At 64.9% G+C, this 18,784-nt stretch carries 13 protein-coding genes; 6 read left to right on the forward strand and 7 right to left on the reverse strand.

Features of this window, described 5'->3' with window-relative positions; all coding sequences use genetic code 11:
* The first annotated feature begins 29 nt into the window (after nt 1-29).
* The 3 genes from F6B93_RS01625 (at nt 30) to F6B93_RS01635 (ending at nt 4,063) form a co-directional block, all read left to right on the forward strand.
* Nucleotides 30-1,085: a L,D-transpeptidase gene (locus F6B93_RS01625; RefSeq protein ID WP_211697428.1), complete on the forward strand. Its 1,056-nt coding sequence runs from the start codon at nt 30-32 to the stop codon at nt 1,083-1,085.
* A 154-nt stretch (nt 1,086-1,239) separates the two neighbouring features.
* A complete protein-coding gene (locus F6B93_RS01630) occupies nt 1,240-1,836 on the forward strand; it encodes a TetR/AcrR family transcriptional regulator (protein ID WP_211697429.1) in 597 nt (198 codons plus the stop codon).
* Nucleotides 1,823-4,063, forward strand: a complete 2,241-nt coding sequence (locus tag F6B93_RS01635; protein ID WP_211697430.1) for a molybdopterin-dependent oxidoreductase — start codon at nt 1,823-1,825, stop codon at nt 4,061-4,063. The genes F6B93_RS01630 and F6B93_RS01635 overlap by 14 nt, the downstream gene beginning before the upstream one ends.
* Here the strand turns inward: F6B93_RS01635 and F6B93_RS01640 are convergent.
* On the reverse strand, nt 4,060-6,057 hold the full coding sequence (locus F6B93_RS01640; RefSeq protein WP_211697431.1) for a M13 family metallopeptidase: 1,998 nt from the start codon (nt 6,055-6,057) through the stop codon (nt 4,060-4,062). The two genes, F6B93_RS01635 and F6B93_RS01640, sit on opposite strands and share 4 nt — an antisense overlap.
* 42 nt (nt 6,058-6,099) lie before the next feature.
* Here F6B93_RS01640 and F6B93_RS01645 point away from each other — a divergent pair, with 42 nt between their 5' ends.
* On the forward strand, nt 6,100-6,753 hold the full coding sequence (locus F6B93_RS01645; RefSeq protein WP_211697432.1) for a hypothetical protein: 654 nt from the start codon (nt 6,100-6,102) through the stop codon (nt 6,751-6,753).
* The gene (locus F6B93_RS01650) at nt 6,750-7,439 is read left to right on the forward strand and encodes a hypothetical protein (protein WP_211697433.1); all 690 of its coding nucleotides are present in this window, start codon (nt 6,750-6,752) and stop codon (nt 7,437-7,439) included. Before F6B93_RS01645 ends, F6B93_RS01650 begins: the two co-directional genes overlap by 4 nt.
* Here the strand turns inward: F6B93_RS01650 and F6B93_RS01655 are convergent.
* From F6B93_RS01655 to F6B93_RS01665, 3 genes are all read right to left on the reverse strand, one after another.
* A complete protein-coding gene (locus tag F6B93_RS01655) occupies nt 7,436-7,939 on the reverse strand; it encodes a helix-turn-helix domain-containing protein (RefSeq protein WP_211697434.1) in 504 nt (167 codons plus the stop codon). The two genes, F6B93_RS01650 and F6B93_RS01655, sit on opposite strands and share 4 nt — an antisense overlap.
* The gene (locus F6B93_RS01660) at nt 7,936-10,983 is read right to left on the reverse strand and encodes an MMPL family transporter (protein ID WP_211697435.1); all 3,048 of its coding nucleotides are present in this window, start codon (nt 10,981-10,983) and stop codon (nt 7,936-7,938) included. Before F6B93_RS01660 ends, F6B93_RS01655 begins: the two co-directional genes overlap by 4 nt.
* Before the next feature lie 321 nt (nt 10,984-11,304).
* A complete protein-coding gene (locus tag F6B93_RS01665) occupies nt 11,305-12,588 on the reverse strand; it encodes a lysylphosphatidylglycerol synthase transmembrane domain-containing protein (RefSeq protein WP_211697436.1) in 1,284 nt (427 codons plus the stop codon).
* A gap of 202 nt (nt 12,589-12,790) precedes the next feature.
* Between F6B93_RS01665 and F6B93_RS01670 the strand changes: the two genes are divergently transcribed.
* The gene (locus F6B93_RS01670; protein ID WP_211697437.1) at nt 12,791-13,975 is read left to right on the forward strand and encodes an AI-2E family transporter; all 1,185 of its coding nucleotides are present in this window, start codon (nt 12,791-12,793) and stop codon (nt 13,973-13,975) included.
* Here F6B93_RS01670 and mmpL3 read toward each other — a convergent pair.
* From mmpL3 to trmB, 3 genes are all read right to left on the reverse strand, one after another.
* Nucleotides 13,972-16,911 carry a trehalose monomycolate exporter MmpL3 gene (gene mmpL3, locus F6B93_RS01675; RefSeq protein WP_211697438.1) on the reverse strand — a complete coding sequence of 980 codons (2,940 nt, stop codon included), beginning with the start codon at nt 16,909-16,911 and terminating at the stop codon, nt 13,972-13,974. The two genes, F6B93_RS01670 and mmpL3, sit on opposite strands and share 4 nt — an antisense overlap.
* 85 nt (nt 16,912-16,996) lie before the next feature.
* Complete coding sequence (locus tag F6B93_RS01680) at nt 16,997-17,728, reverse strand: NYN domain-containing protein (protein WP_211697439.1); 732 nt, start codon at nt 17,726-17,728, stop codon at nt 16,997-16,999.
* 141 nt (nt 17,729-17,869) lie between these two features.
* Nucleotides 17,870-18,682, reverse strand: coding sequence for a tRNA (guanosine(46)-N7)-methyltransferase TrmB (gene trmB / locus F6B93_RS01685; RefSeq protein ID WP_211697440.1), 813 nt, complete (start codon nt 18,680-18,682; stop codon nt 17,870-17,872).
* Nucleotides 18,683-18,784 lie beyond the last annotated feature (102 nt).

Consider the following 18,784-nt stretch of genomic DNA (forward strand, 5'->3'; position numbering starts at 1 on the left):
TGACAGAACGTGACTGGAGGGATGCACTTATGTCGCGCTGGACGAGGGGACGCCTCTTCGCCGTCGTGATCGCAGCCGGAGTGTTGGCGGTACCGGTGTTTGGAACGGGCACCGCCCTCGCGGACCCCGATCCAGGTCCGGGTGATCCCGGTGTGGTTGCGCCACCGGGGCCGCCACCACCACCCCCGCCGGGGTTAGACCCGCTGGCGTTGCCGCCGGCACCTGACCCGTTGGCGCCGCCTCCGCCGGCACCAGACCCGTTGGCGCCGCCCCCACCACCGCCCAACCCGTTTGGGCCCCCTCCGCCCGATCCACTAGCGGTGCCGATGGCCATGGGCCCGGTTGCCGGGCAGAACCCGACACCATTTTTCGGAATTCCGCCGTTCCGGCCACCGACGTTCAATCCGATCGACGGCTCCATGGTCGGGGTAGCCAAGCCGATCATCATCAACTTCGCGGTGCCGATCGCCGACCGCGGAATGGCCGAAAGCGCTATTCACATTTCGTCGATCCCGCCCGTGCCGGGCAAGTTCTACTGGATGACTCCGACCCAAGTGCGCTGGCGTCCGTTTGACTTCTGGCCCGCCAATACGGCGGTGAATATCGATGCGGCGGGCACCAAGTCCAGCTTCCGCACCGGCGACTCGCTGGTGGCCACCGCTGATGACGCCACTCACCAGATGACCATCACGCGTAACGGCGTTGTCGAGAAGACTTTTCCCATGTCGATGGGCATGGCGGCGGGCCACCACCAGACTCCGAACGGCACGTACTACGTTCTCGAGAAGATGCCCACCGTGGTGATGGACTCCTCGACGTACGGGGTCCCGGTCAATTCGAGCTGGGGATACAAGCTCACGGTGCACGACGCGGTGCGCATCGACAACAGCGGCAACTTCGTGCACAGCGCGCCATGGTCGGTGAGCGATCAAGGCAAGCGCAACGTCACCCACGGATGTATCAACCTCGGCCCGGCCAATGCGAAGTGGTTCTTCGACAACTTTGGCAGTGGCGATCCGATCGTGGTGAAGAACTCCGTCGGGTCCTACACCCAGAACGACGGCGCGCAGGACTGGCAGATCTAACAACCAGCGTGCGCAGGTGGGCGCGCGCCTGCCGCTGGCGAGTGCTCGACGGCTCGGTCGACTGAGCGGATGAGGTGAGTCGCATCGGGCGTTGCTTGCCGGGACGATTATGTATATCGTCATACTTAGCCGGCCGGGGCATTGAGGAGCGGCGATGCGAAGCCCACGCGAGCGGATGGTGGTTTCTGCCGCGCTGCTGATCAGGGAGCGCGGCGCGCATGCCACTGCGATCTCGGACGTTTTGCAGCACAGTGGCGCGCCGCGCGGCTCCGCCTATCACTATTTCCCGGGTGGGCGCACCCAACTGCTCTGCGAGGCCGTCGACTATTCCGGCGAGTACATCGCCGGACTCATCACGCGGGCGGAGCGGAGTTTGGAGCTATTGGACACGCTGCTCGACCAGTACCGCGAGCAGCTGGTCGCCACCGATTTCCGGGCGGGCTGCCCCATCGCGGCCGTCGCGGTGGAAGCGGGTGAGGCCGCGGACCGCGAGCGGATGGCTCCGGTGATCGCCCATGCGGCAGCGGTGTTCGACCGCTGGTCGACCATGATCGCGCAACGCTTCGTTAGCGACGGGGTAGCGCCGGATCGGGCCACCGAGTTGGCAGAGCTGGCGATGTCGGCGTTGGAAGGCGCACTACTGCTGGCGCGGGTGCGGCGTGACCTGGCGCCGCTGGATCGTGTTCACCGTCAGCTGTACAACCTGCTACTGGCCGAGCTGCCGGAAGGGAAGACCGATGACCACCACTGATTGGCAGCCCACAGCGTGCATTCTGTGCGAGTGCAATTGCGGCATTGTGGTGCAACTCGAGGATCGTAAGCTGGCGCGAATCCGAGGTGACAAAGCCCATCCGGCCTCGCGCGGCTACACCTGCAACAAGGCGTTGCGCCTGGACCACTACCAGAACAACCGTGCCCGCTTGACCTCGCCGATGCGGCGCCGCCCCGACGGCACCTACGAGGAGATTGACTGGGACACCGCCATTGTCGAGATAGCCGAGGGTTTCAAACACATCCGTGACACCTACGGCGGAGACAAGATCTTCTATTACGGGGGCGGCGGGCAGGGCAATCACCTGGGAGGGGCCTACAGCAGCGCGTTTCTGAAGGCGCTGGGTTCTCGCTACCGTTCAAATGCGTTGGCGCAGGAGAAGACCGGCGAAGCGTGGATCGACGCCCAGCTATACGGCGGTCATACTCGCGGCGAGTTCGAACACGCCGAAGTGTCGGTATTCATCGGCAAGAATCCGTGGATGTCGCAGAGCTTCCCCCGCGCACGCGTGGTGCTCAACGAGATCGCTAAGGATCCGGCACGGTCGATGATCGTCATCGATCCGGTGATCACCGACACCGCAAAGATGGCCGACTTCCACCTGCGGGTTCGGCCCGGTACCGATGCTTGGTGCCTGGCTTCGTTGGCCGGTGTTCTGGTCCAGGAAAACCTCTGCGACGAAGCATTTCTCGCCGAGCACGTGCGTGGGGCCGACATCGTCCAAGATGCCCTTCGCGAGCTGCCGATCGCCGAGTACGCGGACCGCTGCGGGGTGGACGAAGAGCTAGTGCGGGCCGCCGCGCGCCGCATCGGCGCCGCATCGAGCGTAGCGGTGTTCGAGGACCTCGGCATTCAACAGGGGCCCAACAGCACGCTGTGCTCCTATCTCAACAAATTGCTGTGGATCCTCACCGGTAACTTCGCGAAAAAGGGTAGCCAGCACCTGCATTCGTCCTTCGCTCCGCTGTTCAGCACCGTCTCGGGCCGATCGCCCGTCACCGGCGCCCCGATCATCGCTGGTCTGATCCCGGCGAATGCGGTGCCCGAAGAGATCCTGACCGATCACCCGGACCGGTTCCGGGCGATGATCGTGGAGAGCGGTAATCCAGCGCACTCGCTGGCCGATTCGACCGCGTGCCGGGAGGCGTTCGAGGCTCTGGAATTGATGGTTGTCGTTGACGTCGCGATGACCGAGACCGCGAGGCTGGCTCACTATGTGCTTCCGGCCGCCTCCCAGTTCGAGAAGCCGGAGGCCACCTTCTTCAATTTCGAGTTCCCGCACAATGGTTTCCAGTTGCGTCGGCCGCTGCTGGAACCATTCCCGGGAACTCTACCCGAACCTGAGATCTGGGCTCGGCTGGTGCGAGCACTTGGTGTGGTCGACGACGCCGACTTGCGGCCACTGCGCGAAGCCGCTCAACGAGGACTTCAGGAATACACCGAGGCGTTTCTCGGCGCGGTGGCCAGCAACCCGACGATGTCGAAACTGCTGCCCTACGTCCTCTACGAGACTCTCGGGCCGACGCTACCCCACGGTCTAGCCGGGGCGGCCGCGGTGTGGGGGCTCGCCCAGAAGACCGCAATGGCTTACCCGGAGGCTGTCCGGCGCGCCGGCTACGCCGACGGTAACGCGCTCTTCGACGCCATCCTCAATAGCCCCTCGGGGGTCACGTTCACCATCCACAACTACGAGGACGACTTCGCGTTGATCAGCCACGCCGATCACAAGATCGCGCTGGAAATACCCGAAATGCTGATCGAACTGCGAACACTGACCACCGCGCCGCCCCGGCTGACCACCTCGGAGTTGCCGATCGTGTTGTCGGTTGGGGAGCGTCGCGCCTTCACCGCGAACGACATCTTGCGCGACCCATCCTGGCGCAAGCGCGACGTCGACGGGGCGTTGCGGGTCAGCGTTGAAGACGCCCAGGCGCTCGGACTTATCGATGGGTGCCGAGCCAGCATCACCACCGCGGCCGGTAGCGCCGAGGCGACTGTCGAAGTCACCGAGACAATGCTTGCCGGACATGCCGCTCTTCCCAACGGGTTTGGGCTCGATTACGTCGACGACGACGGCCGTACCTTGGTGCCCGGTGTCGCCCCCAATTCCTTGACCTCCACCGGATGGCGCGATTCGTATGCCGGCACTCCCTGGCACAAGCATGTGCCAGCCCGAATCGAACCGGCGCGAGCAGAGGCGCGCTAATTCCAGATCTTGACGCGGTTCTCCGCGGTCAGGAACAACGCATCATCCTCGGTGACATCGAAAGCGTCATAGAACGCGTCGACGTTACGAATGACACCGTTGCACCGGAACTCCGGCGGCGAGTGCGGGTCTACCGCGAGTCGCCTGACTGCCTCGGCCTCGCGTGACTTGGTCCGCCAAACCTGCGCCCAGCCGAAGAACACGCGTTGGATGCCGGTGAGGCCGTCGATGACCGGAGCCGGCCGGTCGTCGAGTGACAGCTGGTACGCCAATAGGGCGATGGACAGCCCGCCCAGATCGCCGATGTTCTCGCCAACGGTGAACGCGCCGTTCACCCGGTGGCTGCTGTCCAGCGACCGCGGCGTGTACGAGTCGTACTGCTCGATCAACGCCGCAGTGCGGGAGCCGAACTCGGTTCGGTCATCGTCGGTCCACCAGTCGACAAGATTGCCATCGCCGTCGTACTTGGCTCCCTGGTCGTCGAAACCATGCCCGATCTCGTGGCCGATCACCGCCCCAATACCGCCATAGTTGGCCGCGTCGTCGGCATCGGCGTCGAAGAACGGAGGTTGCAAAATCGCTGCGGGAAAGACGATTTCGTTCATCCCAGGGTTGTAGTAGGCGTTGACGGTCTGCGGTGTCATAAACCACTCGTCGCGGTCCACGGGCTCGCCGAGCTTGGCCAACTCGCGGTCGTGATTGACGGCATATCCCCGTTGATAGTTTCCGTAGAGGTCGTTGCGGTCGGTCACCAGCTTCGAGTAGTCGCGCCACTTGGCGGGATACCCGACCTTGGCGGTGAACTTGCTCAGCTTCGTCAGCGCTCGTTCTCGGGTCTGCGGCGTCATCCAGTCCAGGTCGCTGATGCTGATCCGGTAGGCCTCCCGAAGGTTTTCGACGAGAGAGTCGATGCGCACCTTCGCTGCCGGCGGAAAATGTCGTTGCACATAGAGCTTTCCGACGGCATCGCCCATCAGATTCTCCACCAGCGATACCCCCCGCTTCCAGCGGGCGCGGATCTGCTCGGCGCCGGTTAGCCTCCGGCCGTAGAAGTCGAAGTCCTCGGCGACGAGTTCGCGGGTCAGCCAGGGGGCGCGGGCATGAATCAACCGCCAACGCGCCCAGAATTTCCAATCTTCCAGGTCCTCGCTGCTCCATAGCGATGCGAAAGCGCTCAAATAATCTGGTTGGCGCACAACAAGTTCCGCGACGTCCTCCGGTGCGCTGCCCAGCGCGGTCACCCACCCGGCCCAGTCGAAGCCCGCCGCTTCGGTCTGTATGTCTGTGAAAGTGCGCAGGTTGTAGGTGAGTTCGGCGTCGCGCCGCTTGACCACATCCCAATGCGCGGCGGCGAGTTTGGTCTCCAACGCAACGATACGGGCGGCCGTGTCGGTGTGGTTGGCGCTCTCGCAGCGATCTCCGTACACCAGGCTGAACATGCGCGCGATGTGCCGGGGGTAGGCGGCCAACACCGGGGCGTGTTGTTCATCGCGGAAGTAGGATTCGTCAGGCAATCCGATGCCCGATTGCGAGATGTGAACGAGGTAGCGGGTCGAGTCTTTGGAATCGGTGTCGATATAGAGCCCGATGCCGCCGCCCATTCCGGTGCGTTGCAGGGCGCCGACGACAGTTGCCAAACCATCGCGATCGGCGGCGTTATCTATCGCGGCCAATTCATCGTGTAGGGGTTGGGTGCCCCGGCGCTCGATGGCTTCTTCGTCGAGAAAGCTGGCGTAGAGATCGCCGATGCGTTGGGTATCGGCCGCGGTGGCCGCCGCGGAGCGGGTCTCGCTGGCCTCGGCGATCAGATCGCGTACCTGCTCCTCGGCTCGGTCGAACAGGTTCCGGAACGCTCCGTCGGTTGCCCGGTCGGCGGGGATGTCGTACTCGGTCAGCCAGCGGCCGTTGACGTGACCGAACAGGTCGTCTTGAGGTCTGGCATCAGCGTCTACGTTGCTCAGGTCGATGCCCGAGCGGATGGCCTCCAATGTCACCCCGCCATCCTTCCATCTCTTTTCAGGTGCAACGATCGGGCCATGGCTGACCGGGAGCGGGCCGAGGAACCGGCCCAGGAAGATTCTGCCGACGATGGGGAAGAGGCTGGCCCCGATTCGTCGCGGCACGAAACGTCGGCTGGGGGAATGTTCTCGAGCTACGGAATTGCCTCGACGGTTCTGGGAGTCGTGTCCGTCGCCGCGGTGGTGCTGGGCGTGATGGTGTGGTCGGCACGCCGCGACGACGTTGGGGAGCGCGCCTACCTGACCCGGGTGATGCGGACCGCCGCGGAGTGGACGCACGTCCTGATCAATATGAATGCCGGAAACCTCGACGCCAGCCTGCAGCAGCTGCACGACGGAACCGTCGGAGACCTCAACAGCCACTTCGACGCTGCGGTACGGCCGTATCGGCAGGTGGTGGAGAAGTTGCAGACCCGCAGCACCGGCCGGGTCGAAGCGGTTGCGATCGACACGGTGCACCGCGACCCAGACGCCGAGCCGGGTACCACCCGGCCGGTAGTGACAACGAAATTACCTCCGTTCGCCACCCGCACCGACTCGGTCATGCTGGTTGCCACGTCGGTCAGCGAGAACGCGGGTACGAAGCCACAGACCGTGCACTGGAACTTGCGCCTCGACGTCTCCGACGTTGAGGGCAAGCTGATGATCTCCGGGCTGGAGTCGATCCGGTGAGAAACGCCTGGCGGTTTGCCGTTTTTGACGTTGTGGCGCCGCTGGCCGCTATCGCGGCTCTGCTGTCCATCGGAGTCGTGCTTGGCTGGCCGTTGTGGTGGGTGTCGGCATGCTCGGCGTTGGTGTTGCTGATCCTGGAAGGTGTCGGCGTCAACCTCTGGCTGCTGCGCCGCGACGCGGTGACCGTCGGTACCGATGACGATGCGCCCGGCCTGCGACTGGCGGTTGTCATGGTGTGCGCGGTCGCCCTGTCGGCCGCGGTGGTCACCGGCTACATCCATTGGACAACGCCCGACCGCGACTTCAAACGGGATTCTCGAACCGTGGTAGAGATCGCTACGGATATGGCCGAGGCTGTCGCGTCATTCTCGCCGGGCGCTCCGGGCGCCTCCGCCGACCGGGCGGCGGCGATGATGGTGCCCGAGCAAGCGGCCGCGTTCAAGGAGCAATACGTCAAGTCCAGCGCCGAACTGGCCGAGCGCAACGTCACCGCACAGGCGGTCGCCCTGGCGGCCGGAGTCGAGGCCATCGGGCCGTCGGCGGCCAGCGTGGCGGTGATCATGCGGGTGACTCAGAGCATCCCTGGTGAACCTGCCAGTCAGGCCGCGCCAGCCGTGCGGGTCATGTTTACCAAGCGTGACAGCGACTGGCTGGTGCTCGACGTCGCGCCGATCAGTGCTCGCTAAGTGTTCGGGGAGCGCTCGGACTTCATGTTGACAAACCGGTCCGACAACCGCCGCATCCGGATCATCAGCGAGGCGGTCGGGCTTTGGCTGCCGTCGAGGTAGGCGGCCAAGTCCGCCTCGGCTACGCCGATTCGTGAGGCGAATTCTTGTTGTTCCAGGCCGCAGCGTTCCAACAGTAGCCGAACGTTGCGGGCTACCTCGGCGCGTTCGTTGGCCTCGAGGTGGGTGCGGGCGCGATCCAGCACTTCTGACAACGCCGTGGCGATCCCGTAGGGCGGCGAGCCGTCCAGAACCTCCTCGACCTGCCGTGCCGTCCGCCCATATGGGTCGCGCTTTAACGCGGCTGCGATGCGTTTCCAGGTGGCGATCTCGCCGCTCGCCAGCGCCGACCGGATCGCGGCGGTAGGCCAGAGTTCGACCGGCTGGTCGGTATCCGGAGGACTTGGCTGCGCCGAGGGCTGCTCTGAGGGGGCGGGGCGTCGGTCGGCTGCCAACGTCACCTCGCCTCCTCCAACATCGCTACGGCCACCGACAGGCAGCGCTGCCGGACCTTCTCCCAGCTTGCCTCAGTGGCTGGGTCGGACGGTTGATCCTTCTGGTCGGACGGATGCGGATCGGCCAGCCGGCGAACCAACTGGGTTGTCACACCTTGCTGCGCGGGTGGTTGACAACGGTAGTACCTGTCCATTGCGGCCAGCACGACCGCGGCGGTCTCGGGTTCTATGGTATCGACCATGTCAGCAAATTCGATGTAGTCGCGGTTGCTGTTACGACACATGATCAGATAGCCCATGAGGCGCACCGTTTCTGCTCCGGTCGGGATCAGCAGCCGGTCACCGGTGGGCAGCGCCACATTGGTGGTTTCCATCGGACTGCGGCGCTCGTACCTCCGATGGGCAGCTTCACCATGGGGGACTGTCGGCTCGGTCCCGTTATTGTTGCTTGTCCCGTCGTTGTCGTCGGTCCTCTCATTGTTCGAGGTCTCCAGCGCGTCGAGGGCCACCGAAAGGCGCCCCCGCCAGAGGGTGACGGGATGTAGTGGGCGCTCATTGCGCGACATGGCGCACGCGACGTCGCTGCGGTGTGCCAGGCCGACCGCCGCGCTGGCTGTCGCGTGACTGTTGGTCCCCGGTTCTCCCTCTCTGGGAACGGTTGCCGATGCGGCCGAGCCATTGCCGCCTCGTTCCTGTTGTGCGACCTGGTCGGGCTTGTTGCCGTTGTGCCTACAGCCGGTGAAGGCGAGTGGGTCGGCAACGCAAATGGCATCAGGGGCAAGGTGTTTGAGCTTGGCCGCGGACTCAAGCGCCATCTTCAGGTCTGAGCTGGGCGTTATCGCACCGGCGATGTCGTCCGGAATGTTGACCGCGCCACCGAGGTCGGCCGCGGGCAGCGGCCGGTCGAAGTCGACCGACGGCAAGATGCGGGCCAACCAGCGGGGCAGCCACCAGTTCCATTGGTCGAACATCGCCATCAGTGCGGGCACCAGAACCAGTCGCACGATCGTGGCGTCCACGGCGATGGCGACGGCGCATGCCACCCCGATCTCGGCTACAAGGGGCATGCCGGCGAAGGCGAATCCGCAGAACACCGCGATCATGATCAGCGCAGCGCTGGTGATCGTGCGAGCGCTGGTACTGACGCCGTAGGCAACGGAGTCCCGCGTGTCGCCGCTGTAGAGGAAACGTTCCCGGATTCGCGTGAGCAGGAAGATTTCGTAGTCCATCGACAACCCGAATGTCATAGCCAGGACCAGCGGCGGAACGGTGCTGTCGATCGAACTGAGCGGCTGGAACCCCAGCCCCTCTGCCCAGCCCCATTGGAAGACCACCACCAGGCTGCCGTAGGCGGCAGCCACCGACAGCAGGGTCATCAGCACACCTTTGAGTGCCAAGAAGACTGAGCGGATCGAAATCAGCAGCATCAAGAACGCGATCGCCGCCACGAAGGCAAGTACCAGGGGCTCCGTCGCGGAGACTCGGTCGTCGAAGTCTTTGATGAGGGCGGTGGGACCACCGACGTCCACGAGGGCAGGGCCGGCGACCTCGGGTAGTTGGGTCCGCATCCACGTGACGGTTTCCCGGGCGCCGAGGTCTTCCGGATTGACTGACAGCACCGCACTGAGCAGAGCGCTGGCATCGTCGCCAGCAAAAACTGGCGGTCCCACCGAGGCGACGTGGGGAGCCGCGAGCATCTGCTGACGAATCGCAGCCAGTGTCTGGCGGTGGGCGGGTGCGGACGCGCCTCCGTCTGGAAATCTGACCAGCACCGCGACCGGGCCCTGGGCGCCTGGACCGAGTGCCTGCGCCGCTGCCGCCACCCCGTTGCGGATTTCGTGCGATGAGTCGAACTGGCGCAGCAAGCTGTTGCCCAGCACCATCGATGCTGTCGGTGCTGCCATGACGATCAAGACCGTCGACGCCGCCAAGGCTGTGAGCCAAGGCCTGCGCATGACCCATCTGACCCACTGGGACCAGAACCGAGAGTGGGTACTCTCCGGCCGCCGCGACCAGTGCAGCAGCGCCGAGCGCTTGGCGGTCGCCTTGGAGAATGTGGCCAGTAGCGCCGGCGTCAAGGTTGCCGACGTCAGCATGGCGACGGCGACCGCGAGAATCGCGCCCGTGGCCATCGACCCGAGGGCAGGGGTGTTGATCCAGTAGATCCCAGTGAGCGAGGCGATGACGGTCATGCCGGACAGCACCACCGCGAGCCCGGATGTGGCCATCGCCGCATCGACGGCATCCCGCGACGAACGACCAGAACGCAGTTCTTCGCGGAAGCGCATCAAGATGAATAGGGAGTAGTCGACCGCAAGGGCAATCCCGAACATAGACACGGTCGAGGTCACGAACACCGACATGGTGGTATGCATTGCCAGCAGGTAGACCAGACCCATGGTGACGACGACGGTGCAGACGGCGAGGGCCAGCGGGATCGCCGCAGCAGTCAGCGAGCCGAATACCGCTAGCAGGACAATCAGGATGATCGGCAGGTTCCAGCGTTCGGCGTCGGCGATGTCGCGTTTGGTGTTCGCGGCCGCCGCGGCGCTCAGTGCGCCCTGGCCGATGACGTACAGCCGCACTTTGCCGTTCGCCGTTTTTCCGGACCGCTCGCCATCGACTCCAATTCGTTGGCGCAGTTTCTTGGCGACATCGCTCGTCCCAGCGTTGCTGGCGTCCAGCCGCAGCGACACCACGTAGGGGCGGTCGGGCCGAGGCGGGCGTTGGGTGGGGTTGGGCGCCACGGTAACGCCCGGCAGCTCATCGGCCAGTCCCTGCAGTAGCGCGACAGCGTCGTTGATGTCCTGATAACTGGCGTCCGGGCGGGGCGCGGCCACAAGTGCCAGCTCGGGGGCTTCTTGCCCGGGGTATTGAGCGTCGACCACATCATGGACCAGCAATGACTGCGAGCCCGCGACTTCGAACCCGCCGCCGGTGAGGTTCCCCGACTGCGTCATCGCCAGGTAGATCGCCGGCACCAACGCCAGTAGCCAACCGGTGAAGACGAACCAGCGGAACCTGCGCAGGTTGCGGCTCAGGCGCATCATGAACTGCTGGATTTCGGTCTCCCCGTAATGTCGCACGTTGCGTGCTCGCGAGCCTACCTCAGCAGGATGCGCGTCAGGTGGTCTTGCGGGTGCTGAGCTGCGACGTCACCGAGGCTGCAAGGTTGCTGCAAAGACGGTGTGAGTATGTCGTAGGAATCGGGATTTCGGCCCAGAAGTTGGCCGCGCCGATGTCGACGGTGGCAGGATGGCTCTTGGCCCCGGGGGGTTCGGGGACATCCGCGGTGGGCGTGCACGGGATCACTGCACTCGGTGATTCCGTCGCCCATTCGCCAAGGCCGGATGACACCCAATCGCGCAGGTTCAGCAGTGCTGCTCTGCGTTGTTGTCGGGCTCCTGCTCTGGTGGTAAGGGGCCGTGCAGGGCGGTTTCGGCAGGATCATCGGATGGTTTGTGCTGCGACGAGGTGGCTTGATCGGTCGCCGCGTTGCTGGCGGGGCTGCCGGCCGGGTCTGCGGTAGGTGCGGTTGCTGATTCGTCGGCATCCGGGTCGGCATCCGGATCGGTGATGTTCTCGGTGCGGAACATGAAAAAGAACACCACCCAGCCGATCGCGGCGATGAGCAGCCAGCTGATCAACCGGTAGATCAGCATCGCTGAGATGGCACTAGGCAGAGTCATTCCGCTGGACACCAGCCCGGGTACCAGCACCGCCTCGACGACCAGCAGTCCGCCCGGCATCAGCGGAATGGTGCCGACCGCGCGAGCGGCGGCGTAGGCCACCGTCAACCCGGCGACCGAGGCGTGGTCGCCGGCGGCATAGGCGGCGAAACCGAGGCAGGCGACGTCGGCGATCCAGTTGAACAATGACCAACTGAACGCCACGGCCAAGTCGCGTCGGCCCAGGCTGACCGATTCCAGCTGCATGAGTATCTCGCGCCACTTCTCCAAGCCGGTGTCGGCCGGCCTGCCGCGAACCGAGTTGGCCCACGACAACACCCGCCGGCCGATCCCTTCGATCAGCTCCGGCCGTGACGCCACCGCCTGCGCCAGCAACAACAGTGCGACGAACCCGCCGAGCGTGAAGAACAGCGAGAACGGGTTGTTCTTTGCGCCCAAGAAGAAGGCGCCGCCCAACCCGAGTAGTGCCAGTCCCACGGCCTGGAGGACTCCCGACATCACCAGCTGCCACGACGCCACCACAGTCGAGGCGCCCCACATGCGTTGCTGACGGAGCAGGAACGTCGCCGACAACACCGGCCCACCGGGCAGCGTGGTGCTCAGCGAATTGGCGGCGTAAAAGGCGGCTTCCGAGCGCCACTGCTTGACGTGGACCCCGGCGGATCGCAGCAAAGTTCGCTGGATCTGGGCGAAGCTGTGCATTGACGCGCCTGCCGCTGCAATCGCAGCGAGCAGCCACCACCAGTTGGCCTCGTACATGCTCGCCCAGGCTTTGTGGAGTTGGTCCCAGCCCAGCGCCACCTCGACCGCAAGCACGATTGCGACGATGGTCAGGACCACCCATCGCAACCACCAGTACTTGCCGCGCGCGGACTCCCCCGCCCGAGCGGGTGGCGTCCTCATCCGCGCGCGGGGGAGTCCGCACCCGCGCTGACGGAGGTTGCGCGAAGCGGCGTCATGCGACACGTGCATCAGGGTAACCGCGCAGGTGGCGCGCTAATCGCCGCACGTGGCGGTCTGTGTCGGGCTCGTTCTGCGGTCGTGACCGGATCGTGCCGGCTGCTGACCGCAGAAGCGATCCGGCGCGGTGGCGGAGGCCGTCGCTCGGCGATTTCGGGAGCGCTGTGAGGTGGGCGGGAACCAGCGCTTTGCCAGCTAGGCTTGCCGGGTGTCGACAAGCCTGGATGATGCTTCGGTCGCACCATTGGTGCGCAAGGCGGCTGCGTGGGCGTGGCGGTTGCTGGTCATTCTGGGCGCGGTGTTAGCCCTGCTGTGGGTTATCCGCAAACTTGAAATCATCGTCGTTCCAGTGTTGCTGGCTTTGATACTCAGTGCGTTGCTGGTGCCGGCGGTGGACTGGTTGGACAACCACGGGGTGCCCCGCAGCGGCGCGGTGACGCTGGTTTTGCTCAGCGGTTTCGCCACCCTAGGTGGCATCCTGACGTTTGTCGTCAGCCAGTTCATCGTCGGCTTGCCCGATCTGGTCGCGCAGGTCGAGCAGAGCATCGAGGCCACCCGCAAATGGTTGATCGAAGGACCTGCGCACCTACGCGGCGAACAGATCGACAACGCGGGCAACGCTGCGATCGAGGCGCTGCGAAACAATCAGGCGAGGTTGACCAGCGGCGCTCTGTCCACAGCGGCGACCATCACCGAGCTGGTTACGGCGGCGGTGTTGGTGCTGTTCACACTGATTTTCTTCCTCTACGGAGGACGCGGGATCTGGCACTACGTCGCCAAGATCGTCCCGGTGGGCGTCCGGGACCGAGTGCTGGCGGCTGGGCGGGCAGGGTACGGATCGCTGATCGGGTACGTGCGGGCGACGTTTCTGGTGGCGTTGGTTGATGCGGCCGGTGTCGGCGCGGGGCTGGCGATCATGGGTGTGCCCCTTGCGCTGCCGCTAGCGTCGTTGGTCTTCCTGGGGGCGTTTGTGCCGCTTGTCGGTGCCGTGATCGCCGGCTTCCTCGCGGTCGTGGTCGCCCTGCTGGCCAAGGGTTTGGTCTATGCGTTGCTCACGCTTGGTTTGCTGGTCGGGGTGAACCAACTTGAGGCTCATTTGCTGCAGCCGTTGGTCATGGGGCGCGCGGTCGCGATCCACCCGCTGGCGGTGGTGTTGGCCATTGCTACCGGTGGTGTACTTGCTGGGATTGTGGGTGCCTTGCTTGCGGTCCCTACGGTCGCTTTCTTCAACAATGCCGTGCAGGTTTTGCTGGCCAACGATCCAGGCGCAGCCGCCGACAGCCTGACCGTGGACGCAGCCGATGCGCGAGATGCGGGCCGAGAGGGTGAGCCCGTAGGCGCCGCCTCCGACAGCCTCGAAGGCGGCCCTGCGACTGACGCGGAGGAGGCTTAGAGCCGTCCCTCGCGGCGCAGCAGATCCGCAGCGCTGAGACCGCCCGCCGCACGCCGGCGCTGGCGCGTGTTGTCCGGCCCGCCGCGGGCATTGAGCTGCTCGGTGGCGGCTTCGGAGTCGTTGCCGTCCGGGCGGCTTACCGGGAGGGCGGCGGTTGGGTCAGCTGGGTCGCCGGTGGCGTCGTCGGAAGGGTTCTTCGGAATCCGCATGGCCCGGGTTTGACCCGCCGACGGGGCCGGCGGCGGCGTCGGGCTCGGCGCCGGCGCTTGTGCTGGCGACGGTGCCGACGGTATTGGCGACGGGGGCCGCGTGGGTGCCGACGAAGGCGCCGTCGCGCCGCGAGCCGAGCCGCGAACGTCCGCCGATCGTTCCGGTGATGATTCGGTCTGGGCACCGTGGTGAGTGGGCGCCCCGAAGCGGGTGGTCGGCGGCTCCGCCGATTGCCCTGCCACCGGGCTGGTCTTGGCCTTCCCTGCGCTACCCGTGCTGGCGGGTGCCTCCTTGCCGGGTTTGCCGTCAGGGCGGCCTGCCCCGCGCGGACGCGATGATTCGACCGCTGCGGAGTGACCGGCTTCGAGTGTTGGGCGCGGAGCCGCGGCGAGCAGACCCGCGGTGACGGGAGGCCGTCCGGAACGCCCGTTGCCGGCGGGCCGCTTGCGCTCGTCAGGCAGATGGATCTCGCCCAGCCCGATGCGGGTCTGCAAGCGTCTCATCCAGCGCGGAGCCCACCAACAGTCATCGCCGAGCATCTTCATGACCGAGGGAACCAAGAACATCCGCACCACGGTCGCGTCCAGCAGCAGGGCCGCCATCAGGCCGAACGCCAGGTACTTCATCATCACCAGATCAGAGAAGACGAAGGATCCCGCGACCACGGCAAGCACCAAGGCGGCGGCGGTGATAAGTCGCCCGGTCGTTGCGGTGCCGATCCGGATCGCCTCCTGGGTCGACATGCCGTGCTCTCGCGCCTCGACCATGCGGGACACCAGAAACACCTCGTAGTCCGTGGCCAAGCCGTACCCGACGGCGACCACCAACGCGATGACCGGAGCGGTCAACGGGGTCGCCGTGAAGTTCAGCAAGTTCGAGAAGTGACCGTCGACGAAGATCCACGTCAGGATGCCCATGGTGGATCCGAGCGTCAGCGCGCTCATCACCGCTGCCTTGATCGGTAGCACCACCGAACCGAACGCCAAGAACATCAACAGTGTTGTGGTCGTGAGCAGGATCAGCAGCATCGCCGGCATGTTGTCGAACAGGCTATGGATCGAGTCCTGTTCCAGCGCCGGTGTTCCGCCGACAGATATTTCGATGCCTTTGGGGGGCGTTATCGCGCGTAGTTCTTCGAGCTTCTTCGCCGCGTCACCCGAGTTGATCAGCCCGTTCTGTAGGACCCGAACTGACGGATCCTTTGACCCGCCGGGAGCGTAACTGCGCTCCTGCCACATGTTCGCGGGGTTGTTGTCGGGCTCGATGAATCCGCTGATCGACATCGCCTTGTTGCGAACATCGGCGACCTGCTGGTCGGTGAGCGGCTGGCCATCGGTCGACTCGATCACGAGCGTCAGCGGATTGGTGCGGTAGCCCGGGAAGAGCTCGTCGAAGTGCTCCTGCGATTGACGCACCGCGTTATTCGGCGGCAAATACTTCTCGCTCATGCCGCCGAGCGAGAGGTTGAACAACGGGATGACCAGCAGGACCATGCCGACCACAATCGGGAGCGCAAACACCAGCGGGCGCTTCATCACCCAGTTGACGAGCTTGCCCCAGAAGCCGGCCTCGACTTCTTCGCGGGTCTTGGTTTTCTGCAGCCGGTCGGCGAGCCAGTTCAGGTAGGCACGCGACACTTGCCAGTTCCGCAAGAACGGCACCCGGAACAGGGTTCGTACGCCGAGCGCGTCGACGTGGCGGCCGAGGATGGCGAGGCAGGCGGGCAGCAGGGTGATCGACAGCAAGGCCGCCAAGCCGACGGCCGCGATGAGCGCATACGTCAGCGATTTCACGAAGCCCTGCGGCAACATGAGCAGGCTTATCCCGGACGCGATGATCAGCACCGCGGAGAAGGCCACCGTACGGCCGGCGGTCATCACCGTGCGTCGCACCGCGGTCTCGGTGTCGTAGCCTTCGGCGATCTCTTCTCGGAACCGGCTCACCACGAAGAGCCCATAGTCCACCGCGATACCGAGGCCGATCAGTGAGACGACGGGTTGCGCAAAGAAATGCACCGGCCCGAACACCGCGATCAACCGCATGATCCCCAGCGCTCCGGCGATGCTCAGGCCGCCCACCATCACCGGCAGGCAGGCGGCGATGACCCCGCCGAACACGAGGAACAGGACCACGGCCACCAACGGCAGCGCCAGAACTTCCATCCGCCGCTGGTCGGTGGCGATCGTGCCGGTCAACGCCTCGGCGACCGGCTCGAGGCCGGCCAGTTGAACTGTGCCGCCGTCGAGCTTCTGTAAGGACGGCGCGATGTCCTTGTAGTTGTTGAGGATGGTGTCGTCGTCATCACCTTTGAGCGGGATGGACACGAAGGTGTATTTCTTGTCTTCGGTGGCCATCCCCTTGACTACCGCGCTGGTCGTGTCGGGCGCTCTCAGGTAGCCGGCCCAACCCATCACTTGGTCGGGGTGGTCGGCCACGAACTGGTCGAGTTCGTCGACGACTTTCTTCGACCACGCCGGGTCGTTAACGGTCTTCCCCTCCGGGGCGTGGAAGATCGCGACGATATGACCGCTGCGGTCCCGACCGTAGACGTTGTCGCCGAGTACCGAGGCCTTCACTGACTGACTGCCGTCGTCGTAGAAACCGCTCTGCGTGACGTGTGAACCGAGGGACAGCCCGAAAACGCCGCCACCGAGGGACAGAGCCACCATGACCCCGATGACGATGAACCGGTAGCGGTACACCGTCCGACCCCACCAGGCGAACACGGAAGCTCCTTACTGGATCGCTAGCGACCCTCGCACTACTTTTCGTTTTTTAAGAACGGTTTTCGTTTTTCAAGCATGTCGAGCGTCAGACACGCGAGGTCAACAGCGAGGACAGCGGCCGGAATGGCTGCAGCCAAGCACCCTGCTCAGGTAGCGAATCAAGGCCGATCCGCGGGAGCGGCTCCCGGAAAACCCCAGCAATGTCCTCCAGGTCGACGAACTCCAAGGTATCCGACGCTAGCGCCCAACTAGCGTGTTCGCGAAATCCAAGCACCTGAACTGGGGTTCCGCCGCGGGCGATCTGCTCGAGGGGTTGGCGGAAGGCTTGACCATCGGCCGACGCCACTACCAGCGCCGCAAGGCCCTGCTGGTACCGCTGGTCGATGTGGTCGAGCATGTCACGGTCGACATCGCTGTCCTCGTCAACCTTCGGTTTGGCGAAGACCGCGAACCCGACGTTTCGCAGGGCATCCACCCAGGGCCGGACCACTTCGGCACTACCGGGCGCGATGTTGGTGAAGACGGTGGCTTCAGGTTCGGTCGACACATCTGGCTGGCCAGTGGCGACTTCCGCGGTAAGCGTCAGGAGCCAGCGGCCCAAGGCGTCGAAACGCGGTCGTTCCAGAGCTGTCGGCCGACGACCCAAGATGGAACCCAGACCCATGTCGAGGTTCGGGGCGTCCCATACCAAAAGGACACGTCCCGTTGGGGATGGGAGGCTGCCCAGCCCGTCCTTGGATAACTCGGATAAGGCCGGCACCGGCGGCGGGACGAAGGGCTGGGACGCTGGGGTGGTCACTTCTTCAGTCAGGCTCATCGTCATCTAGTTTTCGGTTCGTTTCATATCAACCGCGCCTTTTCTCTGTCAGCGGCGTTTCCTAGCAGCCGCGGTTTTCTCTATCAACCGTGCTTTTCGGGTCAGCTCCGTGTTTTCCAGATCAACTCCGCTTTTTCCAGATCAACTCCGCTTTTTCCAGATCAGCTCCGTGACGCTGCTGCCCTCATGCTGGGCTTTGGTCTCGTACTTGGTAGTGGGGCGCCACACCGAAATCGGCAGCGGTTCGGTGCCGGGGTCAACGCGAACCAGGCCGGGTTGGCCGTCGCCGGAATCGGCGATGTGCTCGGCGTACCCGGAGTGATCGGTCGCGGCGTGCACGACACCGCCAGGGCGCAGCCGGTCGGCGATCAACGCAAAGGTCGCCGGCTGCAGCAGCCGCCGCTTGTGGTGGCGTGCCTTCGGCCACGGATCGGGGAAGAAGACCCGAACGCCGTGCAACGAACCGGGGGCGATCAGGTGTTCTAGCACGGTGACCGCGTTTCCGCGGATCAACCGGATGTTGTCTACTTTCTCGCGCTCCAGTGCGCATAGCAGCTGTGCCAGACCTCGGCGATAGATTTCCACCGCGATCACATTGATATGCGGCTCGAGCTGTGCCATCGCCAGTGTCGAGGTGCCGCTGCCTGACCCGATCTCCAGCACCACTGGTGCATCGCGGCCAAACCAGGCTTGCGCGTCTACCGGGCCCGGCGGCACGGATTGGGCCGGCGGGGATTGCGGGAGTGCCATCATGCCGAATCGCGGCCATAGTCGCTCCCAGGTCTGGCGTTGAGCATTCGACAGAGCGGAGCGCCGCGACCGAAAGCTGGTGGACGGAAGATTGCCGCTAGCGCTAGAACCTGCCCCGTGGTCGAGACCCTGGCCCGATTTCACCGGCGTGTCGGGGTCTGCCCCCAACCCGGGTTGCGCATGCATTTGTCCATCGTGGCCCATGAACGGCTGGTGTAGCCGCCTGTGGTCCAGATTGATACCCAACAGTTGCCTTTTGCTGGTACCAGAAGGTGACTCGCGATTCGGCGGTGCGGATGCCACCAT

The sequence above is a fragment of the Mycobacterium spongiae genome (assembly GCF_018278905.1).
GTDB classification, from domain to species: domain Bacteria; phylum Actinomycetota; class Actinomycetes; order Mycobacteriales; family Mycobacteriaceae; genus Mycobacterium; species Mycobacterium spongiae.

Excerpts from the sequence above, each read along its gene's own strand:
- F6B93_RS01625 (WP_211697428.1), top strand. The coding sequence starts at position 30 with ATGTCGCGCTGGACGAGGGGACGCCTCTTCGCCGTCGTGATCGCAGCC.
- F6B93_RS01630 (WP_211697429.1), top strand. The coding sequence starts at position 1,240 with ATGCGAAGCCCACGCGAGCGGATGGTGGTTTCTGCCGCGCTGCTGATC.
- F6B93_RS01635 (WP_211697430.1), top strand. The coding sequence starts at position 1,823 with ATGACCACCACTGATTGGCAGCCCACAGCGTGCATTCTGTGCGAGTGC.
- F6B93_RS01645 (WP_211697432.1), top strand. The coding sequence starts at position 6,100 with ATGGCTGACCGGGAGCGGGCCGAGGAACCGGCCCAGGAAGATTCTGCC.
- F6B93_RS01660 (WP_211697435.1), bottom strand. The coding sequence starts at position 10,983 with ATGATGCGCCTGAGCCGCAACCTGCGCAGGTTCCGCTGGTTCGTCTTC.
- F6B93_RS01680 (WP_211697439.1), bottom strand. The coding sequence starts at position 17,728 with ATGAGCCTGACTGAAGAAGTGACCACCCCAGCGTCCCAGCCCTTCGTC.
- trmB (WP_211697440.1), bottom strand. The coding sequence starts at position 18,682 with ATGGGCCACGATGGACAAATGCATGCGCAACCCGGGTTGGGGGCAGAC.